Source organism: Geodermatophilus sp. SYSU D00766 (assembly GCF_054049915.1).
This window is the reverse complement of sequence record NZ_JBJGYI010000004.1, coordinates 37,649-63,418: the sequence shown is the minus strand read 5'-3', so window position 1 is coordinate 63,418 and position 25,770 is coordinate 37,649. Positions and strand designations below refer to the sequence as shown.

General features: G+C 74.9%; 23 protein-coding genes and 1 pseudogene. 14 read left to right on the top strand and 10 right to left on the bottom strand.

Annotated elements, in window-relative coordinates; all coding sequences use genetic code 11:
* Positions 1-57: 57 nt before the first annotated feature.
* Positions 58-960, top strand: a complete 903-nt coding sequence (locus ACI8AD_RS05330) for a Bax inhibitor-1/YccA family protein (RefSeq protein WP_456869489.1) — start codon at positions 58-60, stop codon at positions 958-960.
* A 127-nt stretch (positions 961-1,087) separates the two neighbouring features.
* Here the strand turns inward: ACI8AD_RS05330 and ACI8AD_RS05325 are convergent, their stop codons facing one another.
* Both ACI8AD_RS05325 and ACI8AD_RS05320 read right to left on the bottom strand, forming a co-directional pair.
* Positions 1,088-2,308 (bottom strand): acetyl-CoA C-acetyltransferase, encoded by a 1,221-nt coding sequence (locus tag ACI8AD_RS05325; protein WP_456869488.1) that lies wholly within the window; start codon positions 2,306-2,308, stop codon positions 1,088-1,090.
* Positions 2,309-2,414: 106 nt separating this feature from the next.
* Positions 2,415-3,404, bottom strand: a complete 990-nt coding sequence (locus ACI8AD_RS05320) for an SGNH/GDSL hydrolase family protein (RefSeq protein ID WP_456869487.1) — start codon at positions 3,402-3,404, stop codon at positions 2,415-2,417.
* A gap of 98 nt (positions 3,405-3,502) precedes the next feature.
* On the opposite strand from ACI8AD_RS05320, the gene ACI8AD_RS05315 reads away from it, so the two are divergent.
* A complete protein-coding gene (locus ACI8AD_RS05315) occupies positions 3,503-4,867 on the top strand; it encodes a DUF2252 domain-containing protein (RefSeq protein WP_456869486.1) in 1,365 nt (454 codons plus the stop codon).
* Here the strand turns inward: ACI8AD_RS05315 and ACI8AD_RS05310 are convergent.
* Genes ACI8AD_RS05310 through ACI8AD_RS05300 form a run of 3 tightly spaced genes read right to left on the bottom strand, consistent with a single transcriptional unit; the run spans position 4,833 to position 9,126 of the window.
* On the bottom strand, positions 4,833-5,648 hold the full coding sequence (locus ACI8AD_RS05310; RefSeq protein WP_456869485.1) for an alpha/beta fold hydrolase: 816 nt from the start codon (positions 5,646-5,648) through the stop codon (positions 4,833-4,835). The genes ACI8AD_RS05315 and ACI8AD_RS05310 overlap by 35 nt on opposite strands.
* A gap of 29 nt (positions 5,649-5,677) precedes the next feature.
* Positions 5,678-7,660 carry a VWA domain-containing protein gene (locus ACI8AD_RS05305; RefSeq protein ID WP_456869484.1) on the bottom strand — a complete coding sequence of 661 codons (1,983 nt, stop codon included), beginning with the start codon at positions 7,658-7,660 and terminating at the stop codon, positions 5,678-5,680.
* Positions 7,661-7,662: 2 nt separating this feature from the next.
* The gene (locus tag ACI8AD_RS05300) at positions 7,663-9,126 is read right to left on the bottom strand and encodes a sigma 54-interacting transcriptional regulator (RefSeq protein ID WP_456869483.1); all 1,464 of its coding nucleotides are present in this window, start codon (positions 9,124-9,126) and stop codon (positions 7,663-7,665) included.
* 83 nt (positions 9,127-9,209) lie between these two features.
* Between ACI8AD_RS05300 and ilvA the strand changes: the two genes are divergently transcribed.
* From ilvA to ACI8AD_RS05280, 4 genes are all read left to right on the top strand, one after another.
* Positions 9,210-10,439, top strand: a complete 1,230-nt coding sequence (gene ilvA, locus ACI8AD_RS05295; RefSeq protein ID WP_456869482.1) for a threonine ammonia-lyase — start codon at positions 9,210-9,212, stop codon at positions 10,437-10,439.
* A 158-nt stretch (positions 10,440-10,597) separates the two neighbouring features.
* On the top strand, positions 10,598-11,602 hold the full coding sequence (locus ACI8AD_RS05290; protein WP_456869481.1) for an ATP-binding cassette domain-containing protein: 1,005 nt from the start codon (positions 10,598-10,600) through the stop codon (positions 11,600-11,602).
* A complete protein-coding gene (locus tag ACI8AD_RS05285) occupies positions 11,599-12,402 on the top strand; it encodes an ABC transporter permease (RefSeq protein ID WP_456869480.1) in 804 nt (267 codons plus the stop codon). The genes ACI8AD_RS05290 and ACI8AD_RS05285 overlap by 4 nt, the downstream gene beginning before the upstream one ends.
* Positions 12,403-12,508: 106 nt before the next feature.
* Positions 12,509-14,566, top strand: a complete 2,058-nt coding sequence (locus tag ACI8AD_RS05280; RefSeq protein WP_456869479.1) for a M3 family metallopeptidase — start codon at positions 12,509-12,511, stop codon at positions 14,564-14,566.
* A 197-nt stretch (positions 14,567-14,763) separates the two neighbouring features.
* Here the strand turns inward: ACI8AD_RS05280 and ACI8AD_RS05275 are convergent, their stop codons facing one another.
* Positions 14,764-15,090: an RNHCP domain-containing protein gene (locus ACI8AD_RS05275; RefSeq protein WP_456869478.1), complete on the bottom strand. Its 327-nt coding sequence runs from the start codon at positions 15,088-15,090 to the stop codon at positions 14,764-14,766.
* 14 nt (positions 15,091-15,104) lie between these two features.
* Positions 15,105-15,605, bottom strand: coding sequence for a transcription elongation factor GreA (gene greA, locus ACI8AD_RS05270; protein ID WP_456869477.1), 501 nt, complete (start codon positions 15,603-15,605; stop codon positions 15,105-15,107).
* 217 nt (positions 15,606-15,822) lie between these two features.
* Here greA and mca point away from each other — a divergent pair, with 217 nt between their 5' ends.
* Positions 15,823-16,710, top strand: a complete 888-nt coding sequence (gene mca / locus ACI8AD_RS05265) for a mycothiol conjugate amidase Mca (protein WP_456869476.1) — start codon at positions 15,823-15,825, stop codon at positions 16,708-16,710.
* Positions 16,707-17,033, top strand: coding sequence for a hypothetical protein (locus tag ACI8AD_RS05260; protein ID WP_456869475.1), 327 nt, complete (start codon positions 16,707-16,709; stop codon positions 17,031-17,033). Before mca ends, ACI8AD_RS05260 begins: the two co-directional genes overlap by 4 nt.
* Before the next feature lie 24 nt (positions 17,034-17,057).
* Here ACI8AD_RS05260 and ACI8AD_RS05255 read toward each other — a convergent pair whose 3' ends face one another.
* The gene (locus ACI8AD_RS05255) at positions 17,058-17,615 is read right to left on the bottom strand and encodes an AMIN-like domain-containing (lipo)protein (RefSeq protein ID WP_456869474.1); all 558 of its coding nucleotides are present in this window, start codon (positions 17,613-17,615) and stop codon (positions 17,058-17,060) included.
* A 286-nt stretch (positions 17,616-17,901) separates the two neighbouring features.
* On the opposite strand from ACI8AD_RS05255, the gene ACI8AD_RS05250 reads away from it, so the two are divergent.
* Together ACI8AD_RS05250 and ACI8AD_RS05245 are read left to right on the top strand one after the other, a co-directional pair.
* Positions 17,902-18,510, top strand: a complete 609-nt coding sequence (locus tag ACI8AD_RS05250) for a hypothetical protein (protein ID WP_456869473.1) — start codon at positions 17,902-17,904, stop codon at positions 18,508-18,510.
* 85 nt (positions 18,511-18,595) lie between these two features.
* Positions 18,596-19,846, top strand: coding sequence for a geranylgeranyl reductase family protein (locus tag ACI8AD_RS05245; RefSeq protein WP_456869472.1), 1,251 nt, complete (start codon positions 18,596-18,598; stop codon positions 19,844-19,846).
* A gap of 34 nt (positions 19,847-19,880) precedes the next feature.
* Here ACI8AD_RS05245 and trhA read toward each other — a convergent pair whose 3' ends face one another.
* Positions 19,881-20,693, bottom strand: a complete 813-nt coding sequence (trhA, locus tag ACI8AD_RS05240) for a PAQR family membrane homeostasis protein TrhA (RefSeq protein WP_456869471.1) — start codon at positions 20,691-20,693, stop codon at positions 19,881-19,883.
* A gap of 133 nt (positions 20,694-20,826) precedes the next feature.
* Here trhA and ACI8AD_RS05235 point away from each other — a divergent pair, with 133 nt between their 5' ends.
* The 4 genes from ACI8AD_RS05235 (at position 20,827) to ACI8AD_RS05220 (ending at position 24,765) form a co-directional block, all read left to right on the top strand.
* Positions 20,827-21,606 (top strand): isoprenyl transferase, encoded by a 780-nt coding sequence (locus tag ACI8AD_RS05235; protein ID WP_456869470.1) that lies wholly within the window; start codon positions 20,827-20,829, stop codon positions 21,604-21,606.
* A gap of 13 nt (positions 21,607-21,619) precedes the next feature.
* Complete coding sequence (locus tag ACI8AD_RS05230) at positions 21,620-22,837, top strand: DUF885 domain-containing protein (protein WP_456869469.1); 1,218 nt, start codon at positions 21,620-21,622, stop codon at positions 22,835-22,837.
* 3 nt (positions 22,838-22,840) lie between these two features.
* Positions 22,841-23,158, top strand: a complete 318-nt coding sequence (locus ACI8AD_RS05225) for a hypothetical protein (RefSeq protein WP_456869468.1) — start codon at positions 22,841-22,843, stop codon at positions 23,156-23,158.
* Positions 23,159-23,469: 311 nt separating this feature from the next.
* Positions 23,470-24,765 (top strand): PhoH family protein, encoded by a 1,296-nt coding sequence (locus tag ACI8AD_RS05220; protein WP_456869467.1) that lies wholly within the window; start codon positions 23,470-23,472, stop codon positions 24,763-24,765.
* Between the two features lie 884 nt (positions 24,766-25,649).
* On the opposite strand, the pseudogene ACI8AD_RS05215 reads toward ACI8AD_RS05220, so the two are convergent.
* Positions 25,650-25,739, bottom strand: a pseudogene (locus ACI8AD_RS05215) (hypothetical protein); the annotation flags it as partial.
* Positions 25,740-25,770: the final 31 nt, after the last annotated feature.

Below are 25,770 nucleotides of genomic sequence, written 5' to 3'. Positions count from 1 at the left end.
GAGTGGGGTGCGCGGACAGCAGCCCACCGACCGACCAGTCACCTCGAGGAGATGACGATGCCCAGCCACAACCCCGTCTTCGGCCGGGGCTTCGCCAACGCCGCCTCCGGCGGCGGCCAGCAGGGCTACGGCGCTCCCGGCTACGGCCAGCAGTACGGGCAGCCGTACGGCCAGCAGGGCAACGCCGCTCCCGGCTACGGCCAGCCCCAGCCCTACGGCGCGCCGCAGGGCTACGGCCAGCCCTACGGCGACCAGCAGTACGGCGCCCCGGCGCCGGCTCCGTTCAGCCCGCCGGCCACGCGCTACATGACGATGGACGACGTCGTCCAGAAGACGGGCCTGTCGTTCCTGGTCACCGTCCTGGCCGCCGCCGCCGTCTGGGCGCTGCCCGGAGAGGCCGCGTGGGGCATCGCCCTGCCGGCCGTGCTCGTGGCCTTCGTCCTGGGCCTGGTGATCAGCTTCAAGCAGATCGCCAACCCGGTGGCCACGCTGGCCTACGGCGCGCTCTACGGTGTCGCGCTCGGCGCCATCAGCGAGGCGTTCAACTCCATCTACCCCGGCATCGTCGTGCAGGCGCTCATCGGCACCTTCGGCGTCTTCGCCGGCATGCTGGTCGTCTACAAGACCGGCGCCATCCGGGTCACCCCCAAGCTGACCCGCTGGATCGTCGGCGCCCTGTTCGGCGTCCTGGCGCTCGTGCTGGTCAACCTGATCGCCAGCTTCTTCACCCCGGGCGGTCTGGGCCTGCGCGACGGCGGCCCGCTGGCCATCGTGTTCAGCCTCGTCGTGATCGGTGTGGCGGCCTTCTCGCTGCTGCTCGACTTCGACATGGCCGACCAGGCCATCCGCCGCGGCGCCCCGGCCAAGTTCGCCTGGTACATCGCCTTCGGCCTGCTGGTCACGGTCGTCTGGCTGTACCTGGAGATCCTGCGGCTGCTGTCCTACTTCCAGGACAACTAGCGCACCGCACGCCAGTGGCCCGGTCCCCTCACGGGGGCCGGGCCACTGGCTTCTTACGTGTGGGAACGGCCCCCTCGCAGGGTCCCGCCGCGAGCGTGCGAGTGGCGGGGGGCGAGGGGGTCCTTCATCAGGACAGGCGCTCGAGCACCATCGCCATGCCCATGCCGCCACCGACGCACATGGTCTCCAGGCCCAGGGTCTTGTCCCTGGTCTGCAGGCCGTTGATCAGCGTGCCGGTGATGCGGGCGCCGGTCATGCCGAACGGGTGGCCGACGGCGATCGCGCCGCCGTGCACGTTGAGCTTGTCGATGTCGATGCCCAGGTCGCGGTAGCTCGGGATGACCTGCGCGGCGAAGGCCTCGTTGATCTCGACGAGGTCGATGTCGTCGATGGTCAGGCCGGCCCGCTGCAGGGCGAGCCGCGAGGCGTCGACCGGGCCGTAGCCCATGATCTCCGGCGACAGGCCGGTGACCGCGGTCGACACGACGCGCGCCAGCGGGGTCAGGCCGAGGTCGCGGGCCTTCGTGTCGCTCATGACCACCACCGCGGCGGCGCCGTCGTTGAGCGGGCAGGCGTTGCCTGCGGTCACCCGGCCGTCGGGGCGGAAGACCGGCTTGAGGCCGGCGATGCCCTCCAGGGTGGTGCCGGCGCGCGGGCCGTCGTCCTTGGTCACGACGGTGCCGTCAGGGGTGGTGACCGGGGTGATCTCCCGCTCCCAGAAACCCTCGGCGATGGCCTTCTCGGCCAGGTTCTGGCTGCGGACGGCGAACTCGTCCATGTCCTGCCGGGTCACGCCCTTGAGCAGTGCCAGGTTCTCGGCGGTCTGCCCCATGGCGACGTAGACGTCGGGGACGTCGCCGCTCTCGCGGGGGTCGGTCCAGGAGTCCGCGCCGCTCTCGGCGACCTTGGCCACCCGCGCCTCGGCGTCGGTGAAGGCCGGGTTCTTCGTGTCGGGCAGCGAGTCGCTGTTGCCCTTGACGAAGCGCGACACCATCTCGACGCCGGCCGAGATGAAGACGTCGCCCTCCCCGGCCTTGATCGCGTGCATGGCCATGCGGGTGCTCTGCAGCGACGAGGAGCAGTAGCGGGTGATCGTGGTGCCGGGCAGGTGGTCCATGCCGAGCAGCACGCTGACGACGCGGCCCATGTTGTAGCCCTGCTCGCCGCCGGGCAGGCCGCACCCCAGGATGAGGTCGTCGATGTCGTGCGGGTCGAGCGCGGGCACCTTGTCGAGCGCGGCGCGGACGATGGTGGCGGCCAGGTCGTCGGGCCGCAGGTCCTTGAGCGACCCCTTGAACGCGCGACCGATGGGTGAGCGTGCGGTCGCGACGATGACGGCTTCGGGCATGGGGTCCTCCGCGGTGAGGCGGGCTCCCGGCCGGGGGAGCACCGGGTGTCGGGTCACCCCGGAAACTACCCCTGGGTAGCCGCCGGACCCCGCTGCAGGGCCCCGGTCAGCCGACCGGGATCTCCACGGCCTCGCTGACCTGCTCCGGGGTCGGCAGGTCGCTGGGCCGGCGGCGCAGCAGCCGCGCCCAGGTGCCCCAGGGGCCGGCGGCCGAGCCGCGGACCTCGGTCGCGCGGACCTCGGTGCCGGGACGACCCGCGGCGCGGGCGGCGGCCCGGGCCACCGGGCGGACCGAGCTGCCGCGCAGCCGCCGCTGCTCGTCCCGGGCCGGCCACACGCCGACGGCGTCGGCGAGCGCGGGCAGCAGGACGGCGGCGGCCGAGGCGTAGCCCGCGGCGCTCGGGTGGAACTCGTCGACGCTGAACAGCGTGCGGTCCTGGGCGAAGGAGGGGCCGAGCACCGAGCCGAGGGACACCGTGCGACCGCCGGCCTCGACGACGGCGATGGTCTGCGCGGCGGCCAGCTGGCGGCTCCACCGCCGCGCCAGCAGCCGCAGCGGCTGGGCGATCGGCCGGATCGTGCCGAGGTCCGGGCAGGTGCCGACGACGACCTCCGCGCCGGCCTCCCGCAGCCGCCGCACCGACTGGGCGAGGTGGCGCACCGAGTCCGCCGGGCGGGTCCGGGTGGTGACGTCGTTGGCGCCGATCATGATGAGTGCGAGGTCGGGACGGGCGGCCAGCGCCTGCTCGACCTGCGGGTCCAGCTCGCAGGACTCCGCGCCCGACACCGCCACGCGGACCAGCCGCACGGGGCGTTCGGCCAGCTCGGCCAGCGCCGCGGCCAGCAGCACGCCCGGCGTCTCCTCGGCGCGCTCGGCGCCCAGGCCGACGGCGCTGGAGTCTCCGAGCACGGTGAACACCAGCGGCTTGGTGCGGCCGCGGCCCCGGCCGTAGACGCCGTTCCCCGAGGGCGGCGGCTGCTTCGACGTCCGCGCCTCCACGCGGCGCCGGGCCGAGCGGGCCTCCAGGCGCAGCAGCGCGAGCAGGGCGGCGCCGGCCAGGCCCACCCCGCCGCCTCCGTAGGCGGCGGCGGTCACCAGCCGTCGTGCCCTGCCCGCTCGAGTCACCGCCACCCCGATCGTCACGCCGTGCGACCACCTGTCCTGCAGGCTAGCGAGCCTCTACGGTCCCCTCCGTGTCCGAATCCCCCCTGCGGGTGGCTTCCGGAGGAACGTCGGGTGACCGGTCGCGGCTGATCGTCGACGTCCTGGTCGACGCCTTCTCCGACCTGATGGCCGCCGACGCCGACGCCTTCCGCACCAAGTTCCGCAAGATGGCCGCCGACCCGTTCGCGTTCTACCGGGGCAGCGCGTGCCTGTTCTACGCCGACATGGACGTCCTCGAGGACCGGTGGGCCGACGAGCGCACCAGCCGGGTGTGGATCCAGGGCGACCTGCACGCGGAGAACTTCGGCACCTACATGGACGGCGCCGGGCGGATCGTCTTCGACGTCAACGACTTCGACGAGGCCTACCTCGGCCACGTCACCTGGGACCTGCGCCGGTTCGCGGCCAGCTTCGCCCTCCTGGCCTGGCGCAAGGCCCTCGGTGACGACGTCATCTCCGAGCTGCTGCGCACCTACCTGACCGCCTACCTCGACCAGGTCGAGGCCTTCACCCGCTCCGACGACGACCGCACCTTCGCCCTCACCGCCGCCGACACCGAGGGCGCGGTCCGCGAGGCCATCCTCGAGACGACCACCCGCACCCGCGCCGCGCTGCTGGACCGGATGACCGTCGTCGAGGACTACCGGCGCCGCTTCGCCGACGGCGGCCGCGCGCGGCGGCTCGACGACGCCGAGCGCGACCGGGTGCTGGCGGCGCTGGACCGCTGGCGCACGACGGTGGTGCCGCCGGTGCGCCGCCGCGACGTGGCCTACGACGTCAAGGACGTCATCGGCACCGGCGGCTTCGGCATCGGCAGCGCCGGCCTGCCCGCCTACAACGTGCTGCTCGAGGGCTACGACCAGGCGCTGGAGAACGACGTCGTGCTGTCCCTCAAGCAGGGCAACGTCGCCGCTCCCAGCCGCATCGTCCGCGACCGGCGGATCGCCGAGTACTTCGAGCACCACGGGCACCGGACGGCGGTCAGCCAGCGGGCGCTGCAGTCCAACGCCTCGCAGTTCCTCGGCCACACCGAGATCGACGGCGTCGGCTTCGTCGTCCAGGAGCTCTCGCCCTACGAGAACGACCTGGACTGGGAGGACCTCACCGAGCCCGAGGAGATCGCGCCGGTGATGGCCCAGCTGGGCCGGGCGACCGCGAAGCTGCACTGTGTCGGGGACGCCGACAGCGACCACGCCCTCGTCGGCTTCCAGACGGAGGAGGCGATCACGGCGATGGTGGGGGACCGCCGCGAGGAGTTCCTCGACGAGCTGGTCGCCTTCGCCCACGCCTACGCCCGCCAGACGCAGGAGGACCACCGGCTCTTCGTCGACGCCTTCCGCGCCGGCGCGATCCCGGGGGTCAGCTCGAGCGGGTCCCACCCGGTCCGCCGCTGACCGGGAGGGAGCCGGCCAGCACGCCGGCGAGGTCGTCGGCCCGCCAGCGGTGGTCGCTGCCGGGGACCGTCGCGCGCTCCGCCGACGCCAGCGAGCGCACGATCGAGTCGGCGGCGTCGGCCATGAAGGGGAAGGTGGTCGTCCCGAGCAGGACCACGGCGTGGGCCCGCACCGGCGCCCACAGCCGTGCCCGCGGCGCCGACTGCGTCCAGGCCAGCGCCTCCGCATCGGCCTGCAGGGTCGGTGCCATCCGCTCGAACAGCGGCCACTGCGGCCCCGAGCGCATCTGCTCGAACCACTCCGGCGGCATGCCGTCGGTGTAGAGCCGCCAGATGCCCTCCCGGTCGCCGGCGGCCACGAGCGCACGGATCGCGGCGAGGTGCTCCGCGCCGTCGGAGGCCTCCTCCTCGCCGAGGGGGACCTCCCAGAGGAACAGCCGCTCGACGCCGGGCAGCTCGGCGGCCGCCGCCAGGGCGATCGCGCCGCCGGAGGAGCTGCCGTACAGCCACGCCCGACCGCCGACGACGGCGAGCAGCGCACGGATCGCCGCCACCTCACCCGCCAGCCCGAACGGCGGGTCGCCGGTGCTCTCGCCGCGGCCGGGACGGTCGTACACGACGACGTCGAAGCCGCGGGCGGCCAGCTCGGCCGACAGCTCCCGGGTGTCCGGGTCGACGGCGCGGAACTGGCCCGCGCCGCCGACGCAGACCAGCGGCTGCCCGGCACCCTCCCGGTCGTAGACGATGCGGGTGCCGTCGGAGGTCTGCACGTACTCGGTCATGCGGTGGTGACTCGCCCGGAGCGCAGGACTCAGCGCGCCCGCCGACCCCGGCGCGTGCGCAAGTAGTCGGCCACGACGTACTCGCCGAGCCGGTCGGAGTCGGGGGTGAACACCCGGCCGCCGGCCCGGGCGGTGATGTCGTGGACGAAGTGCACCAGGCTCGGCTCCGGGTCGAGGGCGAAGACGTTGAGCGTCGCCCCCGACCGCGCCACCCGCTCCACCTCGGCGACGGTCCGGGCGATCGTCTCGGGCATCGGCGGCCAGCAGAAGTACGGCGTGCCGTCGTCCTCCAGGTGCGCGGTCGGCTCGCCGTCGGTGACCACCAGGACCACCGGTTCGGCGTCGCGGTGCCGGGCGAGGAAGCGCCGGGCCAGCATCAGCCCGTGCTGCAGGTTGGTGCCCTGCAGCGTGTCCACCGACAGCTCGGCCAGCGTCTCGGGCCGCAACACCTGCGCGGTGGAGGAGAAGCCGATGATCTGGATGGCGTCCTGCGGGAACCGGGTGGTCACCAGGGAGTGCAGCGCCATCGCCGTCGACTTGGCCGCGCCCCACGTGCCGCGCAGCGCCATCGAGTAGGACAGGTCGACCAGCAGCGCCACGGCCGCGCCGGTGCGCCGCTCGGTCTCCACCACCTCGAAGTCCTCGACGGCGATCCGCACCCGCCGGTCCCCGCGCGTGCCCCCGGCGGTGCGCAGCACGGCGTTGCGGACGGTGCGGACGACGTCGAGGGGCTGCTCGTCGCCGAAGTGCCACTCCCGCGACGCGCCGGTCAGCTCCCCGGCGGCCCCGGCGTCGGCGACGTCGTGCTCGCCGCGGCCGGTGGCGTCGAGCTTCGCGAACACCCGCCGCAGCGCGGTGGCGCCCAGTCGGCGCACCGCCTTGGGGGAGAGCTCGAGCTTGCCGTCGGACCGGTTGAGGTAGCCCTGCCGCTCCAGCTCGCGCTCGAGCTGCCGCAGCGCGGCGAGGTCGGCGACGGCGTCGCGGCCCAGCGCCTGCTCCAGCAGCTCCTCGTCGACGTCGGCCAGCGAGGCGCCGGCGTAGCCCTGGGAGAGCTGGTTGGACAGCGCCTCGAGGTCGGCGAGCTCGGCGACGGCGCTGGTGGCGTCGCCCAGGCCCAGGGCCTGCTCGCCGTCGGGGACCTGCCCGCGCTGGCCCCACGGCAGGTCGGGACGGGCCTGGCGCAGCGCGTCCTGCAGGTGCGCCATCTCGCTGGCCAGCCCGAGGTCGGACATCGTCTGCGCCATCAGGTCGGCCAGCTCGGCCCGCTGCTCGGGGGACAGGCCGGCCATCATCCGCTCCTGCGCGGCGGCCCGGCGGGCGAGGGAGTCGATCAGCTCGTCCACCGACTGCGGGTCGTCGGGGAAGAACTGCCCGTGCCTGTCCATGAACTCGCGGAACCGCTCGTCGGTGTCCTCGCCGCGGTTGTGCGCGTCGATGAGCGAGGACAGGTCGGCGACCATGTCCCGCACCGCCTGCACGTCCTGCTCGGTGGCGTTCTCCAGCGCCTGCTTCATGTGCGCGAAGGAGCTGTCGAGCACCTCCCGCCGCAGCAGGTCCTGGATCTGCTGGTAGGCCTCGCGCGCCTCGGCGGAGCGGAACGGGTAGTCCTTGAGCGCCCGCACGGCGCCGGCGGTGTCCTCCGGCAGCGCGTCGAGCTCGGCCTCGGCCAGCCGCGCGGCGTCGTCGGGGTCGGGGAACAGCTCGCGCCGCTCGGCGTCCAGCGCCCGGTCGAGCAGCTCGCGCACCTCCTGCAGCGTGCCGTCCATCCGGCCGGCGGTGCGGGCCTGCCGCAGCCGCTCGCGGACCGACCGGCGCAGCTCGTCGAGGCCGCGGCGGCCGTCCATGCCGCGGCGCAGCAGCTCCCGCAGCGCCTCCCGCACGCCGCTGCCGCCGAGCACCGAGTCGCCGATCTCGTCGACGGCGCTGCCCAGGTCGTAGGGCGGGGCGAGCGGGTCGGGCCCGCCCCGCCAGCGGCCGTACCGGTACCCCCTGCCGGGGCGTGGGCGGACCACCGTCAGGCCCCGTACACCGTGCGGGTGCCGTCGGTGTCCTTGGCCAGCCGGCGGGTGAGGTAGAGGCCCTCGAGGGCGAACTCGACCGCGGCCGCGGCCTGCTCGGCGGACTGCTCGCCCTCGGGGACGCCGAGGCGGCCGAGCAGCTCGGCCAGCCGCGGGATGGTGCCGAGCTGGCCGAGCAGCGCCGCGCCGGGCACCAGCTCGCCGGACTCGACGGTCTCCCCGCCGGTGAAGTGCTCCTGCAGCCCGGTCAGGTCCAGCCCGCCGCAGCGGGCGCGGAAGGTCTGCGCGGTGGCCTGCCGCAGCAGGTGTTCCAGCACCTCCAGCTCCCGGTCGTCGTCGGGGTCGGCGCCGGAGTCGGCGAACTCGACCTTGCCGCGGCTGGCCGGGACGACGCTCGGCAGGTCGACCACGCGGGCGACCGGGCGGGTCTCCCCGGCGACGGCGGCCCGGCGGACGGCGGAGGCGGCGACGGTCTCCAGCCCGGCGATGGCGAACCGGGCGCTGACGCCGGAGCGCTGGTCGACGTGGCTGGACTCGCGGACCAGCCGGGTGAAGCGGGCGACGATCTCCAGCAGGTGCTCCGGGACGACGGGGGCGTCGAACGCGTCGTGCCCGCTCGGTGCGCCGAGCCCGCTGGTCTGCGCCTCCTGGCGCAGCAGCCGGATCTCGTCGCCGAGCTCGAGCGGGTAGTGGGTGCGCACCTCGGCACCGAAGCGGTCCTTGAGCGGGGTGATGATCCGCCCGCGGTTGGTGTAGTCCTCGGGGTTGGCGCTGGCGACCAGCAGCAGGTCCAGCGGCAGCCGGACGCGGTAGCCGCGGATCTGGATGTCGCGCTCCTCGAGCACGTTGAGCAGCGCGACCTGGATGCGCTCGGCGAGGTCGGGCAGCTCGTTGACGCTGAAGATGCCCCGGTTGGTGCGGGGCACCAGGCCGTAGTGGACGGTCTCGGGGTCGCCCAGGGTGCGGCCCTCGGCGACCTTGATCGGGTCGACGTCGCCGATGAGGTCGCCGACGCTGGTGTCGGGGGTGGCCAGCTTCTCCCCGAACCGCTCGCTGCGGTGCAGCCAGGTCACCGGGGTGGCGTCGCCGTGCTCGGCGACCTGCCGGCGCCCCCAGACGCTGATCGGGTGCAGCGGGTGCTCGTTGAGCTCGCTGCCGGCCAGCACGGGGGTCCACTCGTCGAGCAGGCCGACGAGGGTGCGGATGAGGCGGGTCTTGCCCTGGCCGCGCTCGCCGAGCAGGACGAGGTCGTGGCCGGCGATGAGGGCCCGCTCGACCTCGGGGACGACGGTGTCCTCGAAGCCGACGATGCCGGGCAGGGTGGGCTCACCGGCGCCGAGGCGGGTGAGCAGGTTGGCGCGGATCTCGGCCTTGACCGGCCGGAAGGCGGCTCCGGAGTCGCGGAGCTCGCCGAGGGTCGTGGGTGCGGGTGGGGTCTGCGCTGGTGCGACGTCCGTCACCTCAGCCACGGTACGACGCGGGGGGACGTTCGGGGAACGGCCGCAGCGGTCGGCCGCGGGCCGGGCCTGCGAGGATCCCGGGCGTGGGAGTCCCGGGCGTGGGTGTGCAGCTGGTCTCGGAGGACGCCGTCGCCGCGGCGGCCGCCCTGCTCGACGGGGTGGCCCGGCGGACGCCGCTGGAGCACTCGCGGGCGCTGGCCGAGCGGGTGGGCGGCCCGGTGCACCTCAAGTGCGAGAACCTGCAGCACACCGGCTCGTTCAAGTTCCGCGGCGCCTACACCCGGCTGTCCCGCCTGACGCCGGAGGAGCGGGCGCGCGGCGTGGTCGCGGCCAGCGCCGGCAACCACGCCCAGGGCGTCGCGCTCGCCGCCCGGATGCTCGGCATCCGCGCGACGGTGTTCATGCCCGAGACCGCACCGCTGCCCAAGGTGGCGGCCACGCGCAGCTACGGCGCCGACGCGCGGCTGAGCGGGGCGGACCTCACCGAGGCGCTGGCCGCGGCCGTCGCCCACGCGGAGGAGACCGGCGCGGTCTTCATCCACCCGTTCGAGCACCCCGACGTCATCGCCGGGCAGGGCACGGTGGGCCTGGAGGTCCTCGAGCAGTGCCCCGACGTCGCCACGGTCGTCGTCTGCACCGGGGGCGGCGGGCTGGTGTCCGGGGTGGCGGCGGCGGTGAAGGCGCGCCGGCCGGGCGTGCGGGTGGTGGCCGTGCAGGCCGCCGCGGCCGCGGCGTTCCCCGGGTCGCTGGCCGCGGGGCGGCCCGTGGCGCTGTCCGGGATGGCCACGATGGCCGACGGCATCGCCGTCGGGTCGCCCGGGGACCTCACGTTCGCGCACGTGCGCGACCTGGTCGACGAGGTCCGCACGGTGACCGAGGAGGACATGTCCCAGGCGCTGCTGTTCTGCCTGGAGCGGGCCAAGCTCGTCGTCGAGCCGGCCGGGGTGGCGGCGGTGGCCGCGGTGCTGGCCGACCCGACGGCGTTCCGGCCGCCGGTGGTCGCGGTGGTCTCCGGCGGCAACATCGACCCGGTGCTGCTGCTCAAGGTCGTGCAGCACGGCATGGCCGCGGCCGGCCGCTACCTGCGGCTGCGGCTGCGGGTGCCCGACCGGCCCGGCTCGCTCGCGGCGGTGCTGTCGGTGCTGGCGGGGGTGGGGGCCAACGTGCTCGAGGTCGAGCACGAGCGGACCGCGACCCGCCTGGACCTCGGTCAGGTGGAGGTCTTCGTCGTCCTCGAGACCCGCGGCCCCGACCACGCGCGGTCCGTCGTCGGCGCGCTCGAGGAGGCCGGCTTCGCCGTCTCCGAGGGCTGACCGCTCAGTTCCGGGACGCCGGCACGTCACCTCCTGCGGGCCGTGCCGCGCGGCCGGGACGGGAGAGGGAACGTGGAGACGAACAGCAGACGAACGGGTGTTCGCGCCCGGCGAACAGGGCTCGGGAAGTGTCGGTGCTCACACCTAGTTTCGCCGGCATGAGCGACGCCATCCTCGTCGAGGGACTGCAGAAGAGATTCGGGTCCAACACGGCCCTGGCCGGGGTCGACCTCACGGTCCCCGAGGGCAGCGTCCTCGGCCTGCTGGGGCCCAACGGTGCGGGCAAGACCACCGTCGTCCGCATCCTGACCACGCTGCTGACGCCCGACGCCGGGCGGGCGGAGGTCGTCGGCGTCGACGTGCTGCGCGACCCCGCGCGGGTGCGCTCGGTCATCGGGCTGACCGGCCAGTACGCCGCGGTCGACGAGTACCTCACCGGGTTCGAGAACCTGGAGATGGTCGGCCGGCTGTACCGGCTCGGCAAGCGCGAGTCGCGGGCCCGGGCCGGTGAGCTGCTCGAGCGCTTCGACCTCACCGACGCGGCCGACCGCCCGGCGAAGACGTACTCCGGCGGCATGCGCCGGCGGCTGGACATCGCCGCCTCGCTCATCGCCCGCCCGCGGGTGCTCTTCCTCGACGAGCCCACCACCGGGCTCGACCCGCGCAGCCGGCTGGCGATGTGGGAGTTCATCGCCGACCTCGCCGGCGGCGGGACGACGATCCTGCTGACCACCCAGTACCTCGAGGAGGCCGACCGGCTGGCCGACCGGATGGTGGTCATCGACCGCGGCCGGGTCATCGCTCGCGGCACCGCCGACGAGCTCAAGGCGCAGGTCGGCGGTCAGCGGCTGGAGCTGACGGTGAGCTCGGCGGCCGAGCTCACCGACGCCGCCCGGCTGCTGGGACCGCTCGCGGCCGGCGAGCCGCAGGCCGACGAGCAGACCCGCCGGCTGAGCGTGCCGGTGCGGGGCGGCACCGACGACCTCGCCGAGGCGCTGCGGCTGCTGGCCGGCGGCTCCGTGGAGGTCCTCGACGTCGGGCTGCGCCGGCCCGACCTCGACGACGTGTTCCTCACGCTGACCGGCCATGCGGCCGAGGACGGCACCGACGACCGGGAGCCCGCCGGGCGGGTCCCCGCCGAGACCGCAGGGAGTGCCCGGTGAGTGCGCTGTCCGTGGCCGTCGAGGACGGCCTGACCATCACCCGCCGCAACCTGGTCAAGGTCCGGCGGGTCCCCGAGCTGATCGTCTTCGCGACCCTGTCGCCGATCATGTTCGTGCTGCTGTTCCGCTACGTCTTCGGCAGCGCCATCCCCATCGAGGGCATCAGCTACGCGGAGTTCCTGCTGCCGGGGATCTTCGCCCAGACCATCGTCTTCGGCAGCACCATCACCGGGGCGAGCCTGGCGGAGGACCTGCAGAAGGGGCTCATCGACCGCTTCCGGTCGCTGCCGATGGCGCGCTCGGCGGTGCTCGTGGGCCGCACGGTCGCCGACCTCGGCCTCAACGCGCTGTCGATCGTCGTCATGGGGGTGACCGGGTTCATCGTGGGCTGGCGGATCCGCTCCTCCCTGGTCGAGGCGCTGGCCGGGTTCGCCCTGCTGCTGCTCTTCGCCTACGCGATGAGCTGGCTGATGGCCACCGTGGGGCTGCTGGTCCGCACCCCCGAGGTGGTGCAGCAGGCGAGCTTCATCGTGATCTTCCCGCTGACGTTCATCGCCAACACGTTCGTGCCGACCAACAACTTCCCGACGGTGCTCAAGGCGATCGCCGACTGGAACCCGGTGTCGGCGGTGGTGCAGGCCGCTCGGGAGCTGTTCGGCAACACCGCACCGGGGCTGGAGACCTCCGACGCGTGGTCGCTGCAGCACCCGGTGCTGTACACGCTCATCTGGTCGGCGCTGCTGCTGGCGGTGTTCGTCCCGACGTCGGTGCGCATCTACCGGCGGACCGCCAGCCGCTGAGGAAGGGCCCCGCTGCACCCCGCCACGCGCACGCTCGCGGCGGGTCCCTGCAGCGGGGCCGTTCCAGCACCTCACCCCCGCCGCTCATGGCGGAGGATGGGCGCCGATGAGCGCCGCGCCCGCCCCCGCCGTGTCCGCCGACAACCCGCTGCTGGCCCAGTCGCCGTTGCCCTACCGGCTCCCGCCCTTCGCCGACATCACGCTGGAGCACTGCCGGGAGGCGGTGCTGGCCGGGATGGCCGAGCAGCGGGCGGAGATCGACGCGCTCACCGCGTCGGACGAGCCGGCCGGCTTCGAGAACACGATCGTCGCCCTGGAGCGCTCCGGCGCCCTGCTGCGGCGGGCCGGCGCGGTGTTCGCCAACCTGGCGTCGTCGCTGTCGAGCCCGCGGCTGCGCGAGATCGAGCGCGAGCTCGCCCCGCTGGAGGCCGCGCACGCCGACGCCCTCCGCCTCGACCCGGTGCTCTTCGCCCGCGTCGACGCCGTCCACGGGGCCCGGCACGACGCCGGCCTGGACCCCGAGGCGGTGCGGCTGGTCGAGCGGCACCACCTCGACCGGGTGCTGGCCGGGGCCCGCCTCGACGACGCCGGCCGCGCCCGGCTGTCCGAGCTCAACCGGGAGCTGTCGGAGCTGTCCACGCGGTTCGGGCAGAACCTGCAGCTGGCCACCGAGGCCGCCGCCGTCCGGGTCGCCGACGCCGCCGAGCTCGACGGGCTGAGCGAGGAGGAGGTCGCCGCCGCGGCCCGGGCCGCCGCCGACCGCGGCCTCGACGGGTACCTGCTCCCGCTGCTGCTGCCCACCGGCCAGCCGGTGCTGGCGAAGCTCCGCGACCGCGAGCTGCGCCGTCGGGTGTTCGAGGCGTCGGTGACCCGGGCGTCGGCGGGGGAGCACGACAACGGGCCGGTGGCCGCCCGCATCGCCCGGGTGCGCGCCGAGCGCGCGCGGCTGCTCGGTTTCGCCACCCACGCCGACCTGGTGCTGGCCGACCAGACCGCCGGCAGCACCGCCGCCGTCGACGCGGTGCTCGCCCCGATGGTCGGCCCGGCGCTGGCCAACGCGCGGGCTGAGGCGGAGGCGCTCGCCGAGGTCGCCGCCCGCGACGGGGTGAGCGAGCTCGCGCCCTGGGACTGGGCCCTCTACAGCGAGCGGGTGCGCGCCGAGCGGTACTCGGTCGACCGCGCGGCGCTGCGACCGTGGTTCGAGCTGGACCGGGTCCTCGTCGACGGCGTCTTCCGCGCCGCGGAGCTCCTCTACGGCTTCCGGTTCACGCCCCGCCCCGACCTCGCCGGCTACCACCCCGACGTCCGGGTCTGGGAGGTCACCGGCGCCGACGGCGAGCAGGTCGGGCTCTACCTCGGCGACTTCCTCGCCCGCGAGGGCAAGCGCGGCGGGGCGTGGATGAGCTCCTTCGTCACGCAGTCGCGGCTGCTGGGCACCCGGCCGGTCGTCGTGAACAACCTCAACGTGCCGCCGCCGCCCGCGGGCCGGCCCACGCTGCTGACCCTCGACGAGGTCGACACGCTGTTCCACGAGTTCGGCCACGCGCTGCACGGGCTGAGCTCGGCGGTCACCTACCCGCGGTTCGCCGGCACCGCGGTGCCCCGCGACTTCGTCGAGTTCCCCAGCCAGGTCAACGAGATGTGGGCGCTGTGGCCGGAGGTGCTCGCGCACTACGCGCGGCACGTCGACACCGGGGAGCCGCTGCCGGCCGCCGTCGTCGAGGCGATCGACGCCGCCCGACTGTGGGGCGAGGGCTTCGCGACGCTGGAGTACCTGGCGGCCACCCTGCTCGACCAGGCCTGGCACCGGATCACGCCGGAGACCGAGATCGGCGACCCGGCGGAATTCGAGCGGCGGGCGCTGGAGGAGGCGGGCGTGGCGTTCGAGCTCGTGCCGCCGCGCTACCGGACGACCTACTTCCAGCACGTCTTCGCCGGTGGCTACGCGGCCGGCTACTACTCCTACATCTGGTCGGAGGTGCTCGACGCCGACACCGTGGAGTGGTTCCGGGAGAACGGCGGGCTGCGGCGCGAGAACGGCGACGTCTTCCGGGAGCGGCTGCTGTCCCGCGGTGGGTCGGTGGACCCGCTGGAGGCCTTCCGCGCCGTCCGCGGCCGCGACGCCGACCCGGGCCCGCTGCTGCGCCGCCGCGGCCTCGCCTGACGGGGCTCCGCGACGATCAGGTGACCTGATCGTGGGGCGTCCTCCCGCACGGTGCGCGGGGCGGGAGGACGCGCTGCGGTGGGGGAGGACGCGCTGCGGTGGGGGAGGACGTGCTGCGGTGCCGAGATGGTCGCGGTGCCGACGTGGTCGCGGGCCGAGGTGGTCGCTGTGCCGACGTGGTCGCGGCGCCGGCCGGGTCAGAGCCAGGGCAGGCGCAGCACCAGGTCCAGGTCGTCGGGCGCCTCGCCGTCGCGGACGAGCCGGTTGGGCTGGCGGTGGCCGCACGCCGTGCAGCGGTGCACCACCTGCCAGCCCTTGCCCGACTTCTCCACCAGCCCGACGGGCTCCATGAGCTGCCGGCACTCGCTCGCCCGGTCGCCGGGCAGGTCGTCGACGTGCAGCGACCACAGGCAGTACGGGCAGTGGTTGCGGTAGTGCCCGTCGGTGTTCGCCGGCACGTCGGAGTGGCACCACCCGCAGGTGAAGCCGGTGTTCTCCGCCCGCCGGGAGCGGGCCGTGCGCACGGGTGCGCCCCCGGTCAGGGGACGAACGGCTCGACGGCGACGACGTCGACGGTGATGTCGCGGCCGTTGGGCGCCTTGTAGGTGACCGTCGTGCCCGGCTCAGCCCCGAGGATCGCCGAGCCCATCGCCGACTCCGGCGAGTAGACGGCGAGGTCGGTGGTGCCGGCGATCTCGCGGGAGCCGAGCAGGAACTTCTCGGTCTCCTCGTCGCCCTGGAACCGGATGGTGATCACGGTGCCGAGCTCGGCGGTGGTCACCGTCGTGGGGGGCTCGCCGACGCGGGCCTTGCGCAGCAGGTCGGTCAGCTGGCGGATCCGGCCCTCCTGCTTGCCCTGCTCCTCCTTGGCGGCGTGGTAGCCGCCGTTCTCCTTGAGGTCGCCCTCCTCGCGGCGGGCGTTGATCTCCGCCGCCATGGCGGGCCGGCCGGCCACCAACTGGTCGAGCTCGGCCTTCAGCCGGTCGTGGGCCTCCTGGGTCAGCCAGATGCCCTGCTCGTTCTCAGTGGGGGTGGTCACGCGGGGTTCTCCTGCGGCTCGGGGGCCGTCTCCCGGCCGGGAGACGGTCGACGTCGATCCGGCCAAGCTAACACCGGCCGGAGGGCCCCTGCACCGACCCGGCGGCACGGCAGGGGAGCGAGCACGCTACCGGCGGACGGCGTGAGGAGCAGCACATCCACCCGTCCGGACCACCGCGGCGCGGCGGGCCGTCCCCACCGCGGGGGACACTGGTCCGGTGACCGAAGCAGACCCGTTGCGCCTGCTCGCCGTGCACGCCCACCCCGACGACGAGTCGAGCAAGGGCGCGGCGACGATGGCGAAGTACGTCGCCGAGGGCGTCGAGGTGCTGGTGGCGACGTGCACCGGTGGTGAGCGCGGCTCGGTGCTCAACCCGGCACTCGACCGTCCCGAGATCTGGGAGCGCCTGCCCCAGCTGCGCGCCGAGGAGATGGCCCGCGCCCGCGAGATCCTCGGCGTCGAGCAGGAGTTCCTCGGCTTCGTCGACTCCGGCCTCCCCGAGGGCGACCCGCTGCCGCCGCTGCCGGAGGGCTGCTTCGCGCTGGTGCCCACCGAGGAGGCCGCGGCACCGCTGGTCGAGGTCATCCGGCGGTTCCGCCCGCAGGTGGTGCTCACCTACGACGAGAACGGCGGCTACCCCCACCCCGACCACATCAAGACCCACGAGATCTCGGTGGTGGCCTTCGAGGCCGCCGGCGACCCCGAGCGCTACCCCGGCCTGGGGGAGCCCTGGCAGCCGAGCAAGCTCTACTACCACATGGGCTTCACGCTGACCCGGATGCGGGCGCTGCACGAGGCGATGCTCGAGGCCGGCGCGGAGTCGCCCTACGCCGAGTGGCTGGCCTCCTGGGACCCCGAGCGGGACATGTCGCACCGGGTCACCACCCGGGTGTCCTGCGCGGAGTACTTCCCGGTCCGCGACGCCGCACTCATCGCGCACGCCACCCAGATCGACCCGACCGGCCGCTGGTTCGCCTGCCCCATGGACGTGCAGCAGCGCGTGTGGCCCACCGAGGACTACGAGCTGGCCCGCTCGCTGGTGGACTCGCCGCTCCCCGAGGACGACCTGTTCGCCGGCATCCGCAGCGAGGTGCGCGTCCCGTGACCGGGCTGGCCACGGCCGTGCTGGCCGCCGAGCAGCAGCTGCCCGAGGACGTCGGCAAGTCCGGCCCGCTCGGGCTGTTCCTGATCCTCGTGCTGCTGCTGGCCACGGCGCTGCTGGTCCGGTCGATGAGCCGGCACCTCAAGCGGATCCCGCCCAGCTTCGACGAGGAGGACGGGCCGCGCGTCGTCGTCCCCGACACCCCGGCCGACCTCGTCGAGCCGCGGCAGCCCGGCCAGGACCTGCTCGACACGCTGCGCCGGGCGCCGCGGGCCATCGAGGGCCCCAAGGACACCGACGGCCGGACGGACCCGCCGGCGCGCTGACGCCGGCGGGCCCGCCCGGGCGGGTCACCAGGTGTGGGCCACGTCGACGACGAGGCGCGACCCGTCGCCCGGACCGTCCAGGACGACCACCCGGAAGGGCAGCCGGGCGCGGACGCCGAGGCCGACGGTGCTCGACCCCTCGAACGACCCGGCCCAGGCCACCTGGCGGAAGGTGCTGTAGCCGGCCACGTCCACGGCCTCGGCGTCGTCGGCGGGGTCGTAGGTGGCCGCGCCACGGTCGTCGTAGGCCGGGGTGTGCACGACCACCTGCAGGTCGGCGGCCCCGCGCAGGGGGACCGGGGCGCCCGAGCCGTCGCGCGCGACCTGGCCGACGTAGCGCACGTCGTAGGACACGGCGGACGCGTCGATCCCGTCGAGGTCGAGCACCAGCCGGTCGTAGCAGGTGTGCCGGCCGGCGCGGACGCCGTCGAGGGTGCCGCCGCCGTCGTCGGACACGGTCTCGGGCAGCGAGCCCCAGGCCGTGCTGCAGCCCGGGGCGGCGGAGGCGGGCAGGACGCCGCCGGTCACGACGGCCGCCGCGGCGGCCAGGACGACGGCGGCGCGGGTGCTGGTGGTTCTCATGTGGGGCTCCCGGGGTCAGGGGGAGGGGTGGTGCGGACGAGGGAAGAGTCCGCCGACACGTCCGTCGGCGCTACGGCTGGACATGCCTGGAGATGCCGATCCGGTGCGCCGTTCACCGGCAGGATGTGACGAGTGAGCGGGGTCTGCACGCGACACGACACGGCACATGACGCCAGGGTCACCGGCGCGCGACGCCGCGTCGTCGTCCGCTCTCGGCGTAGTGCTCCGAGCGGGCGGCGGCGCTACCGTGTAAGCGTGTAATCACCTGGTATCCGAGGAGGATCCCGTGCACGGACACCACCGCTTCGCCGACTCCGCCTTCGCCCGCATGGGCGCGCCCGGGTTCCGGGGCCGCGGTCCCGGCGGCCGCGGCCGCGGCGCCGAGGGGCCGCCGCCGGTCGACCGGGCCGAGGTGGCCGGCTGGTTCGCCGGCCGGCTGCCCGACGGCTGGTTCACCGGGCCGGTCGAGATCACCGTCGACCGCGACGAGATCACCGTCGTCGGCTCGCTGGCCGAGCCCGACGCCGGCGAGGGCGACCCCACCGCCGCCCGGTCCGGGCGGATCTCCCGCTTCCGGGAGGACACCCGCGAGCAGCGCATGGCGATCGCCGACGCCGCCCAGGCCCGCTACGGCCGCTCGGTGGCCTGGGGCGCCGCCTGCGGCGACGTGCGCGAGCTGTTCACCAACGCCTCGGTGCCGGTGATGACCCGGCTGCGCCAGCCCGAGCGGCTGGTCCTCGACACCCTCGTCGACGCCGGCGTCGCCCGCTCCCGATCCGAGGCGCTGGTGTGGGCGGTGCGGCTGGTCGGCCAGCACGCCGACGCCTGGCTGACCGAGCTGCGCGACGCCATGGCCTCGGTGGAGGAGGTCCGCGCCCGCGGGCCCGAGCTGTGATCCCGGCCGGGCTGCCGGCCGCCCGGCCGGCAGCCCGGCCCCGGCGTGCGGCCGGCACGCGTCGCTGACCAGGGACACTGGGGACGTGCTCGCCCCCTCCGCCGTCCCGTCCTCGACCGACGTCCTCGTGGTGGGGGCCGGCCCGGCCGGCTCCGGCGCGGCGGCCTGGGCGGCCCGCGCCGGTCACGACGTGCTGCTGGCCGACGCCGCCGTCTTCCCCCGCGACAAGGCCTGCGGCGACGGGCTCACCCCGCGGGCGGTCGCCGAGCTCGACCTGCTGGGCCTCGGCGACTGGGCGCGCGGGCGGGCCCGCAACCGCGGCCTGCGGGCGGCCGGCTTCGGCCAGGTGTGGGAGCTGCCCTGGCCCGGTGGGGCCTTCCCCGACCACGGCAGCGCCGTGCCGCGCACCGAGCTCGACGCCCGGATCCGTGCCTGCGCCGTGCAGGCCGGTGCCACCCCGCTGGAGGGCGCCCGGGCCGTCGACGTCGAGCGGGACGGCGACCGCGTCACCGGCGTCGTGTTCGACGTCGGCGGGGAGCGCTCCACCGTGCGCTGCGAGCGGCTGGTCGTCGCCGACGGCGCCCGCTCGCCGCTGGGCCGCCGGCTCGGCCGGCAGTGGCACCGCGACACCGCCTACGGCGTGGCCGCCCGCGGCTACGTGACCTCCGGGCGCAGCGCCGACGAGTGGATCTCCTCGCACCTGGAGCTGCGCGACGCCGACGGGGCGCTGCTGTCGGGCTACGGGTGGGTCTTCCCGCTGGGGGAGGCCGCTGGGCAGGTCAACATCGGCGTCGGCACGCTGGCCACCGCCCGCCGTCCGGCCGGGGTGCAGCTGCGCGCGCTGCTCGGCACCTACGCCGCCGCCCGCCGCGAGGACTGGCGGCTCGACGGCCCGGTGCACGCGCCGGCCTCGGCGCTGCTGCCGATGGGCGGGGCGGTGTCCGGCGTCGCCGGGCGCAACTGGGCGCTGGTCGGGGACGCGGCCGGCTGCGTCAACCCGCTCAACGGCGAGGGGATCGACTACGGCCTGGAGACCGGCCGGACGCTGGCCGGGATGCTCGGGGAGCCTGATTGGTCGGGGGCGTGGCCGGCCACGCTGCGGCGGCACTACGGCGAGGCGTTCTCCGTCGCCCGCCGGCTGGCCGGCCTGCTCACCCTCCCGCGGCTGCTGCCCGCGGCGGGTCCGGTCGGCATGCGCTCGCGCGCGCTGATGACCGTGGCCCTGCGGGTGATGGGCAACCTGGTCACCGAGGAGGACCGCGACGCCGTCGCCCGCGCCTGGCGCCTGGCCGGCCGGGTGTCCCGCCGCTTCGACGAGCGCCCGCTGTTCGCCTGAGTCCGTGCACGTCCACGGACGCGCACGGACCGGGTCACACGAAGGGCGAGTTGTACATCGCGAAGTAGACGGCGATGTAGTGGCAGATCGCGGCCACGATCGTCATCGCGTGGAAGACCTCGTGGTAGCCGAAGACGCCGGGCACCGGGTTGGGCCACTTCACCGCGTAGGCCACCCCGCCGAGGGTGTAGAGCACCCCGCCGACGGCGAGCAGCACCAGGGACGTGACGCCGGCGATGTGCAGGATGTCGGTGAGGATGAAGACCGCGACCCAGCCCAGGCCGACGTAGAGCGGCACGCCGACCCAGCGCGGCGCCGTGGGCCAGGTGAGCTTGAGGCAGACGCCGGCCAGCGCCCCGGCCCAGACGCCGGCCAGCACCCAGTACCCGGTCGGCTGGTCGACGGCGAGCAGCGAGAACGGCGTGTACGTGCCGGCGATGAACAGGAAGATCATCGAGTGGTCGAGCCGCTTCATGACCTTCCAGCCGCGCGGTGACCAGCGGCGGCGGTGGTAGAGCGCGCTGATGCCGAACAGGCCGCAGATGGTGAGGCAGTAGACGGCGACGGAGAACCCCGACCGCGCCCCCAGCACCGCGGCCAGCGGGATGAGGACGGCGCCGGCGACGATCGCGCCGAAGAAGGCGAACAGGTGCAGCCAGCCGCGCATCCGCGGCCGGGTGTCGGGGTGCTCCCAGTCGCCGTCGGCGAAGTCCGCGGCGGTCCAGGTGTGCTGGACCGCCTCGCCCTCCGCCAGGACGGTACCGACGGCCGCGCCCCGCGGCGCCTCGATCTCGGCGTCGTCGGCCTCCACCCGGACGGGCTGGAGGTCGTCGGAGGGTGCGCTCATGCACCGAGGTTACGGAGGCGTAGGTCGCCGTGCACCGCGACGCCGCTGTGAGGTCGGTGGCAACGCCGCAGGCGGGGGAGGGGGTGGCGCGCCGCCGGAACGGCGGCGTCGCGGGGGTCCTACGCTCTACCCCGTGGGGGCGCGTCAGTGGGTCCGCGACGCGCTGACCCAGCTCTACGAGCGGCGCCTGGCGCGCCAGCTGGTCGGGGCCCCCGTCCCCCGCCACGTCGGCGCGATCATCGACGGCAACCGGCGCTGGGCGCGGGCCACCGGGCTGCTCGACCCCAACGCCGGGCACCGCCGCGGCGCCGACCGGATCGCCTCGTTCCTGGGCTGGTGCGACGAGGCCGGCGTCGAGGTGGTCACGCTCTTCCTGCTCTCCACCGACAACCTCAGCCGGCCCGAGCCGGAGCTCACCCCGCTGCTGCGGATCATCGAGGGCGTCGCCGAGGACCTCTCCGCGCCCGACCGGCGCTGGCAGCTGCGGCCGGTCGGCGCCCTGGAGCTGCTGCCGGCCGAGACCGTCGCCGTCCTCAAGCAGGCCGAGGAGACCACCCGCGGCCGGCCGGGCGCGCACGTCAACCTCGCCGTCGGCTACGGCGGGCGGCGGGAGATCGCCGACGCCGTCCGCTCGCTGCTCGCCGAGCACGCCACGAAGGGCACCTCGCTCGACGAGCTGGTCGAGGTCCTCGACGTCGAGCACATCGCCGAGCACCTCTACACCCGCGGCCAGCCCGATCCGGACCTGGTCATCCGCACCAGCGGCGAGCAGCGGCTGTCGGGCTTCCTGCTCTGGCAGACGGCGCACTCGGAGTTCCACTTCACCGACGTCTACTGGCCCGACTTCCGCCGGGTCGACTTCCTGCGGGCGCTGCGCGCCTACGCTGCGCGGCACCGCCGCTTCGGGGGCTGAGAGACTGACGCCCATGGCAGCCGGCGCGGTCGACCTCCCCCTCGAGTACGTCCGGCTGGGGTTGCGGTTCGACCGGCTGGAGTCCGGCTTCGTCGACGCCTACACCGGCGAGAAGCGGATCCGCGCCGAGGTGGAGAGCGAGCCCGCGCCCACGCCGTCCGGGCTGCGCGACCAGGCCCGCGCGCTGCTCGGCGAGCTCGACGCCGCCGGGCTGCCGGCCGACCGCGCGGCGTTCCTCCGCGGCCAGCTCACCGGCCTGGAGTGCAGCGCCCGGAAGATGAACGGCGAGCCGGTCGCCTTCCTGGACGAGGTGCGCAGCTACTTCCAGGTCGACCTCACCCTCGGCGACCCGGCCGCCTACGCCGCCGCGCACGCCGAGCTCGACACCCTGCTGCCCGGGGAGGGTGGGCTGGCCGAGCGCTACGCGGCCCACCGGCGCCGCGAGGAGTGCCCGCCGCAGCGGCTGGAGACCGCGGTGCACGCGCTGTCGAGCGCGCTGCGCGACCGGGTCCGCGGCCGGTACGGGCTGCCGGAGGCCGAGACGGTGCGCTACGAGGTGGTCACCGACAAGCCGTGGTCGGGGTTCAACTACTACGAGGGCGACTTCCGGTCCCGGGTGGCGATCAACGCCGACCTGCCGCACCGGCTCAGCCAGCTGGTGCACCTGGTGGCGCACGAGTCCTACCCCGGCCACCACACCGAGCACTGCCGCAAGGAGCGCGGCCTCGTCGAGCGCGCGGGCCACCTCGAGCACACCGTCTTCCTGGTCAACACCCCCGAGTGCCTCATGGCCGAGGGGCTGGCCGACCTCGGCGTCGACGCCGCCGTCGGCGAGGGCTGGGGGCCGTGGTCGGCGGAGGTGCTCGGCGACCTGGGGCTGCGCTTCGACGGGCACCTCGCCGAGCGGATCGCCGCGGCCGCCGCGCCGCTGAACCGGGTCCGGCAGGACGCCGCCGTGCTGCTGCACGACCGCGGGACCGACGCCGACGAGGTCGCCGCCTACATCCAGCGCTGGTCGCTGGTGAGCGCCGAGCGGGCCCGCCAGCAGCTGCGCTTCCTCACCCACCCGCTGTGGCGGGCCTACATCACCACCTACGTCGAGGGCTACGACCTGCTGCACCGCTGGCTGGCCGCCCGCCCCGCCGAGCAGGACGTCGCCGGCCGCTTCGTGCGCCTGCTCGACGAGCCGCTGACCCCCGCCGTCGTCACGGCCGAGCTGTCGGCCGCCTGACCCGTGCCGCGCCGCGACCCCCGGGAGGCCCGCCTGCTCGGGCTGTGGACGGCGGGGTGGCTGTTCGCGCTGCTGCTGGCCGGCCTCCTCCGGGTCGGCGACCTGCGGGTGCAGTGGCCGGTGCTGCTCGTGCCGGTGGTCTGGGCGCTGGTGGCGCTGCGGCCCCGGGGCGGCCGCGCCGCCCGGGGCGGGGACGACTGGCCTCCGGACGACGACCTGGCCGGCTGGCCACCACCGGACGACGGCGGGCCGCCGCGCACGCCCCGGACCCGCGAGCTGCGGCGGCTGCCCGAGGTGCCCCGGGACCGCCGGCGGGAGTGACGGCGCTGTCGCGGGGGAGCTCGGCTGGTGGTTCGGCGTGCGGCGGTTCCGCCGGGAGTCCAGCTGACCCGCAGGTGGGACGGCTGGGACGGCTGGGTCCCCCCGATGGAGGACACGCCGCCTCCTCGTCATGTGACTGTCACCTCCCCGTTCTAGCGTCCGGGGTGGACGACGGGCCCGCCCCGGAGTCCACGGGAGGCCCGGTTGGTGCTGACGTTCTCGTCGACCAGGGGGCCGGTTCCCGGCCCCTGTGCCGGGGCCCGGCCACCTTCGAGAAGGGGTGCGGTCCCGCACCTCAGGGGAGACGACTCGTGACTCTGCGCCGCACGTACGTCCTCGACACCTCCGTCCTGCTCTCCGACCCCCGCGCGCTGCTGCGCTTCGGCGACGCCGACGTGGTGCTGCCGCTCGTGGTGATCGGTGAGCTCGAGGACAAGCGGCACCACCCCGAGCTCGGCTGGTTCGCGCGCCAGGCGCTGCGCCTGCTCGACGACCTGCGCGTCGCGCACGGCCGCCTCGACGCGCCGGTCCCGGTGGGGGAGAACGGCGGCACGCTGCACGTCGAGCTCAACCACAGCGACGCCGCGGTGCTCCCGGCCGGCTTCCGCAACGACAGCAACGACAGCCGGATCATGGTCGTGGCGCTGAACCTGCGGGCCGAGGGCCGCGACGTCTGCCTGATCACCAAGGACGTGCCGCTGCGGGTGAAGGCGGCCGCCGTCGGCCTGGACACCGACGAGTACCGGGCGCTCGACGCCGTCGACGCGGGATGGTCCGGCATGGCCGAGGTGGGTCTCGAGGACGCCAAGCTGTCGGCGCTGTACGACGCCGGTGAGGTGTACGTACCCGCGGCCGCGGAGCTGCCGGCGCACACCGGGCTGGTGCTGCTGTCCTCGCGGGGTTCGGCGCTGGGCCGGGTGACGCCGGACAAGCAGGTGCGGCTGGTCCGCGGCGACCGCGAGGCGTTCGGGCTGCACGGGCGCTCGGCCGAGCAGCGGGTCGCGCTGGACCTGCTGCTCGACCCCGACGTCGGGATCGTCTCCCTCGGCGGGCGCGCGGGCACCGGCAAGTCGGCGCTGGCGCTGTGCGCGGGCCTGGAGTCGGTGATGGAGCGGCGGGCGCACAAGAAGGTCGTCGTCTTCCGGCCGCTGTACGCCGTCGGCGGGCAGGAGCTCGGGTACCTGCCCGGCAGCGAGGGCGAGAAGATGTCGCCCTGGGCGCAGGCGGTCTACGACACCCTCGGTGCGCTGGTGTCCCGGGACGTGCTCGACGAGATCGCGTCGCGGGAGCTGATCGAGGTGCTGCCGCTGACCCACATCCGCGGCCGGTCGCTGCACGACTCGTTCGTGATCGTCGACGAGGCGCAGTCCCTCGAGCGCGGCGTGCTGCTGACCGTGCTGTCCCGGCTGGGCAGCGGCTCGCGGGTGGTGCTCACCCACGACGTCGCGCAGCGGGACAACCTGCGGGTCGGCCGGCACGACGGCGTGGCCGCGGTGGTCGAGCAGCTCAAGGGGCACCCGCTGTTCGCCCACGTCACGCTGACCCGCTCCGAGCGCTCGCCGATCGCCGCGCTGGTCACCGAGATGCTGGAGGACCTCCCGCTCTGAGGTAGTGCGCGCTCGCTCCTGCGGTGCTGCCCGCACTCCCGCTTGGGTGCAGCACCGCAGGAGCGAGGGCGGCACCGCAGGAGCGGGTCAGAGGGGACGTCCCGCCCGGGTGAACGCCGCCTGATCCGCCGGTCGACGACGGTCGGCGTCGCGAGGTCGGCCCAGGTCCACCGGACCACCTCCCACCTGTGGTCGCGCAGGTCGTCCTCCCGGAGCTTCTCCTGGTAGACGACCTCGGCGGGATCGGGTCCGCCCGGCTCCGACCGGTACTTGACGCGCCCGTCGAACTCGCCGAGCGTCCGCCGGTCCCGCCAGCCGAAGTCACACCGGCCGACCAGACTGCCGTCGGAGCGGACCACCCTCACCTGCAGCTCAGGCCCCGGGAGGCCCAGCCGGTGGAGCAGGACCCGGCTGCGGCTCTCGCCGACGCTCTCGCTGCGCCCGTCGGCGAAGACGGCCACACGCGCGGCCCGGCGTGACCCCGGCACCGGGCCCATGCGCTCGAGACAGGCGACGAGGTCCTCGCGCCGGAGTCCGCCGGCCAGCGCCGCATCCGCCGCGACGACGGCGGACTCGAACCCGGACGACCGGGCCAGGTCGACGACGGTGCGCGCCAGCCCCGTCGTCAGGACGCCGTCGAGCAGGGTCGTCTCGTCGTCCGGTAGCCGAGCGACGTGCAGGTGCACCCGCGCACTCCCGCTGCCGGCAGCCGGTGGGCGTCGGGTCACGTGCACCCGCCTGGTGGGGACGCGCCACAACGGCAACCCGTGCAACACCGCGGCGGACGCGTGGCTCACCACCGAGCCGTTGCGGAGGGTGGGCGCGGTCGCCAGGACGAGAGCTCGGTCCCGCGGGAGACCTGCGGCCGGATCGAGATAGGCACCCCTGCGGACCCGCACCAGCTCACCGCAGCGGACGGCTCGCGCCAGCTCCCGGTCGTCGAGGCCGGCGCGCAGGGCGTCGGCGCGGAACACCACGGGATCGCGGAAGGGGATCGCGTCGGTC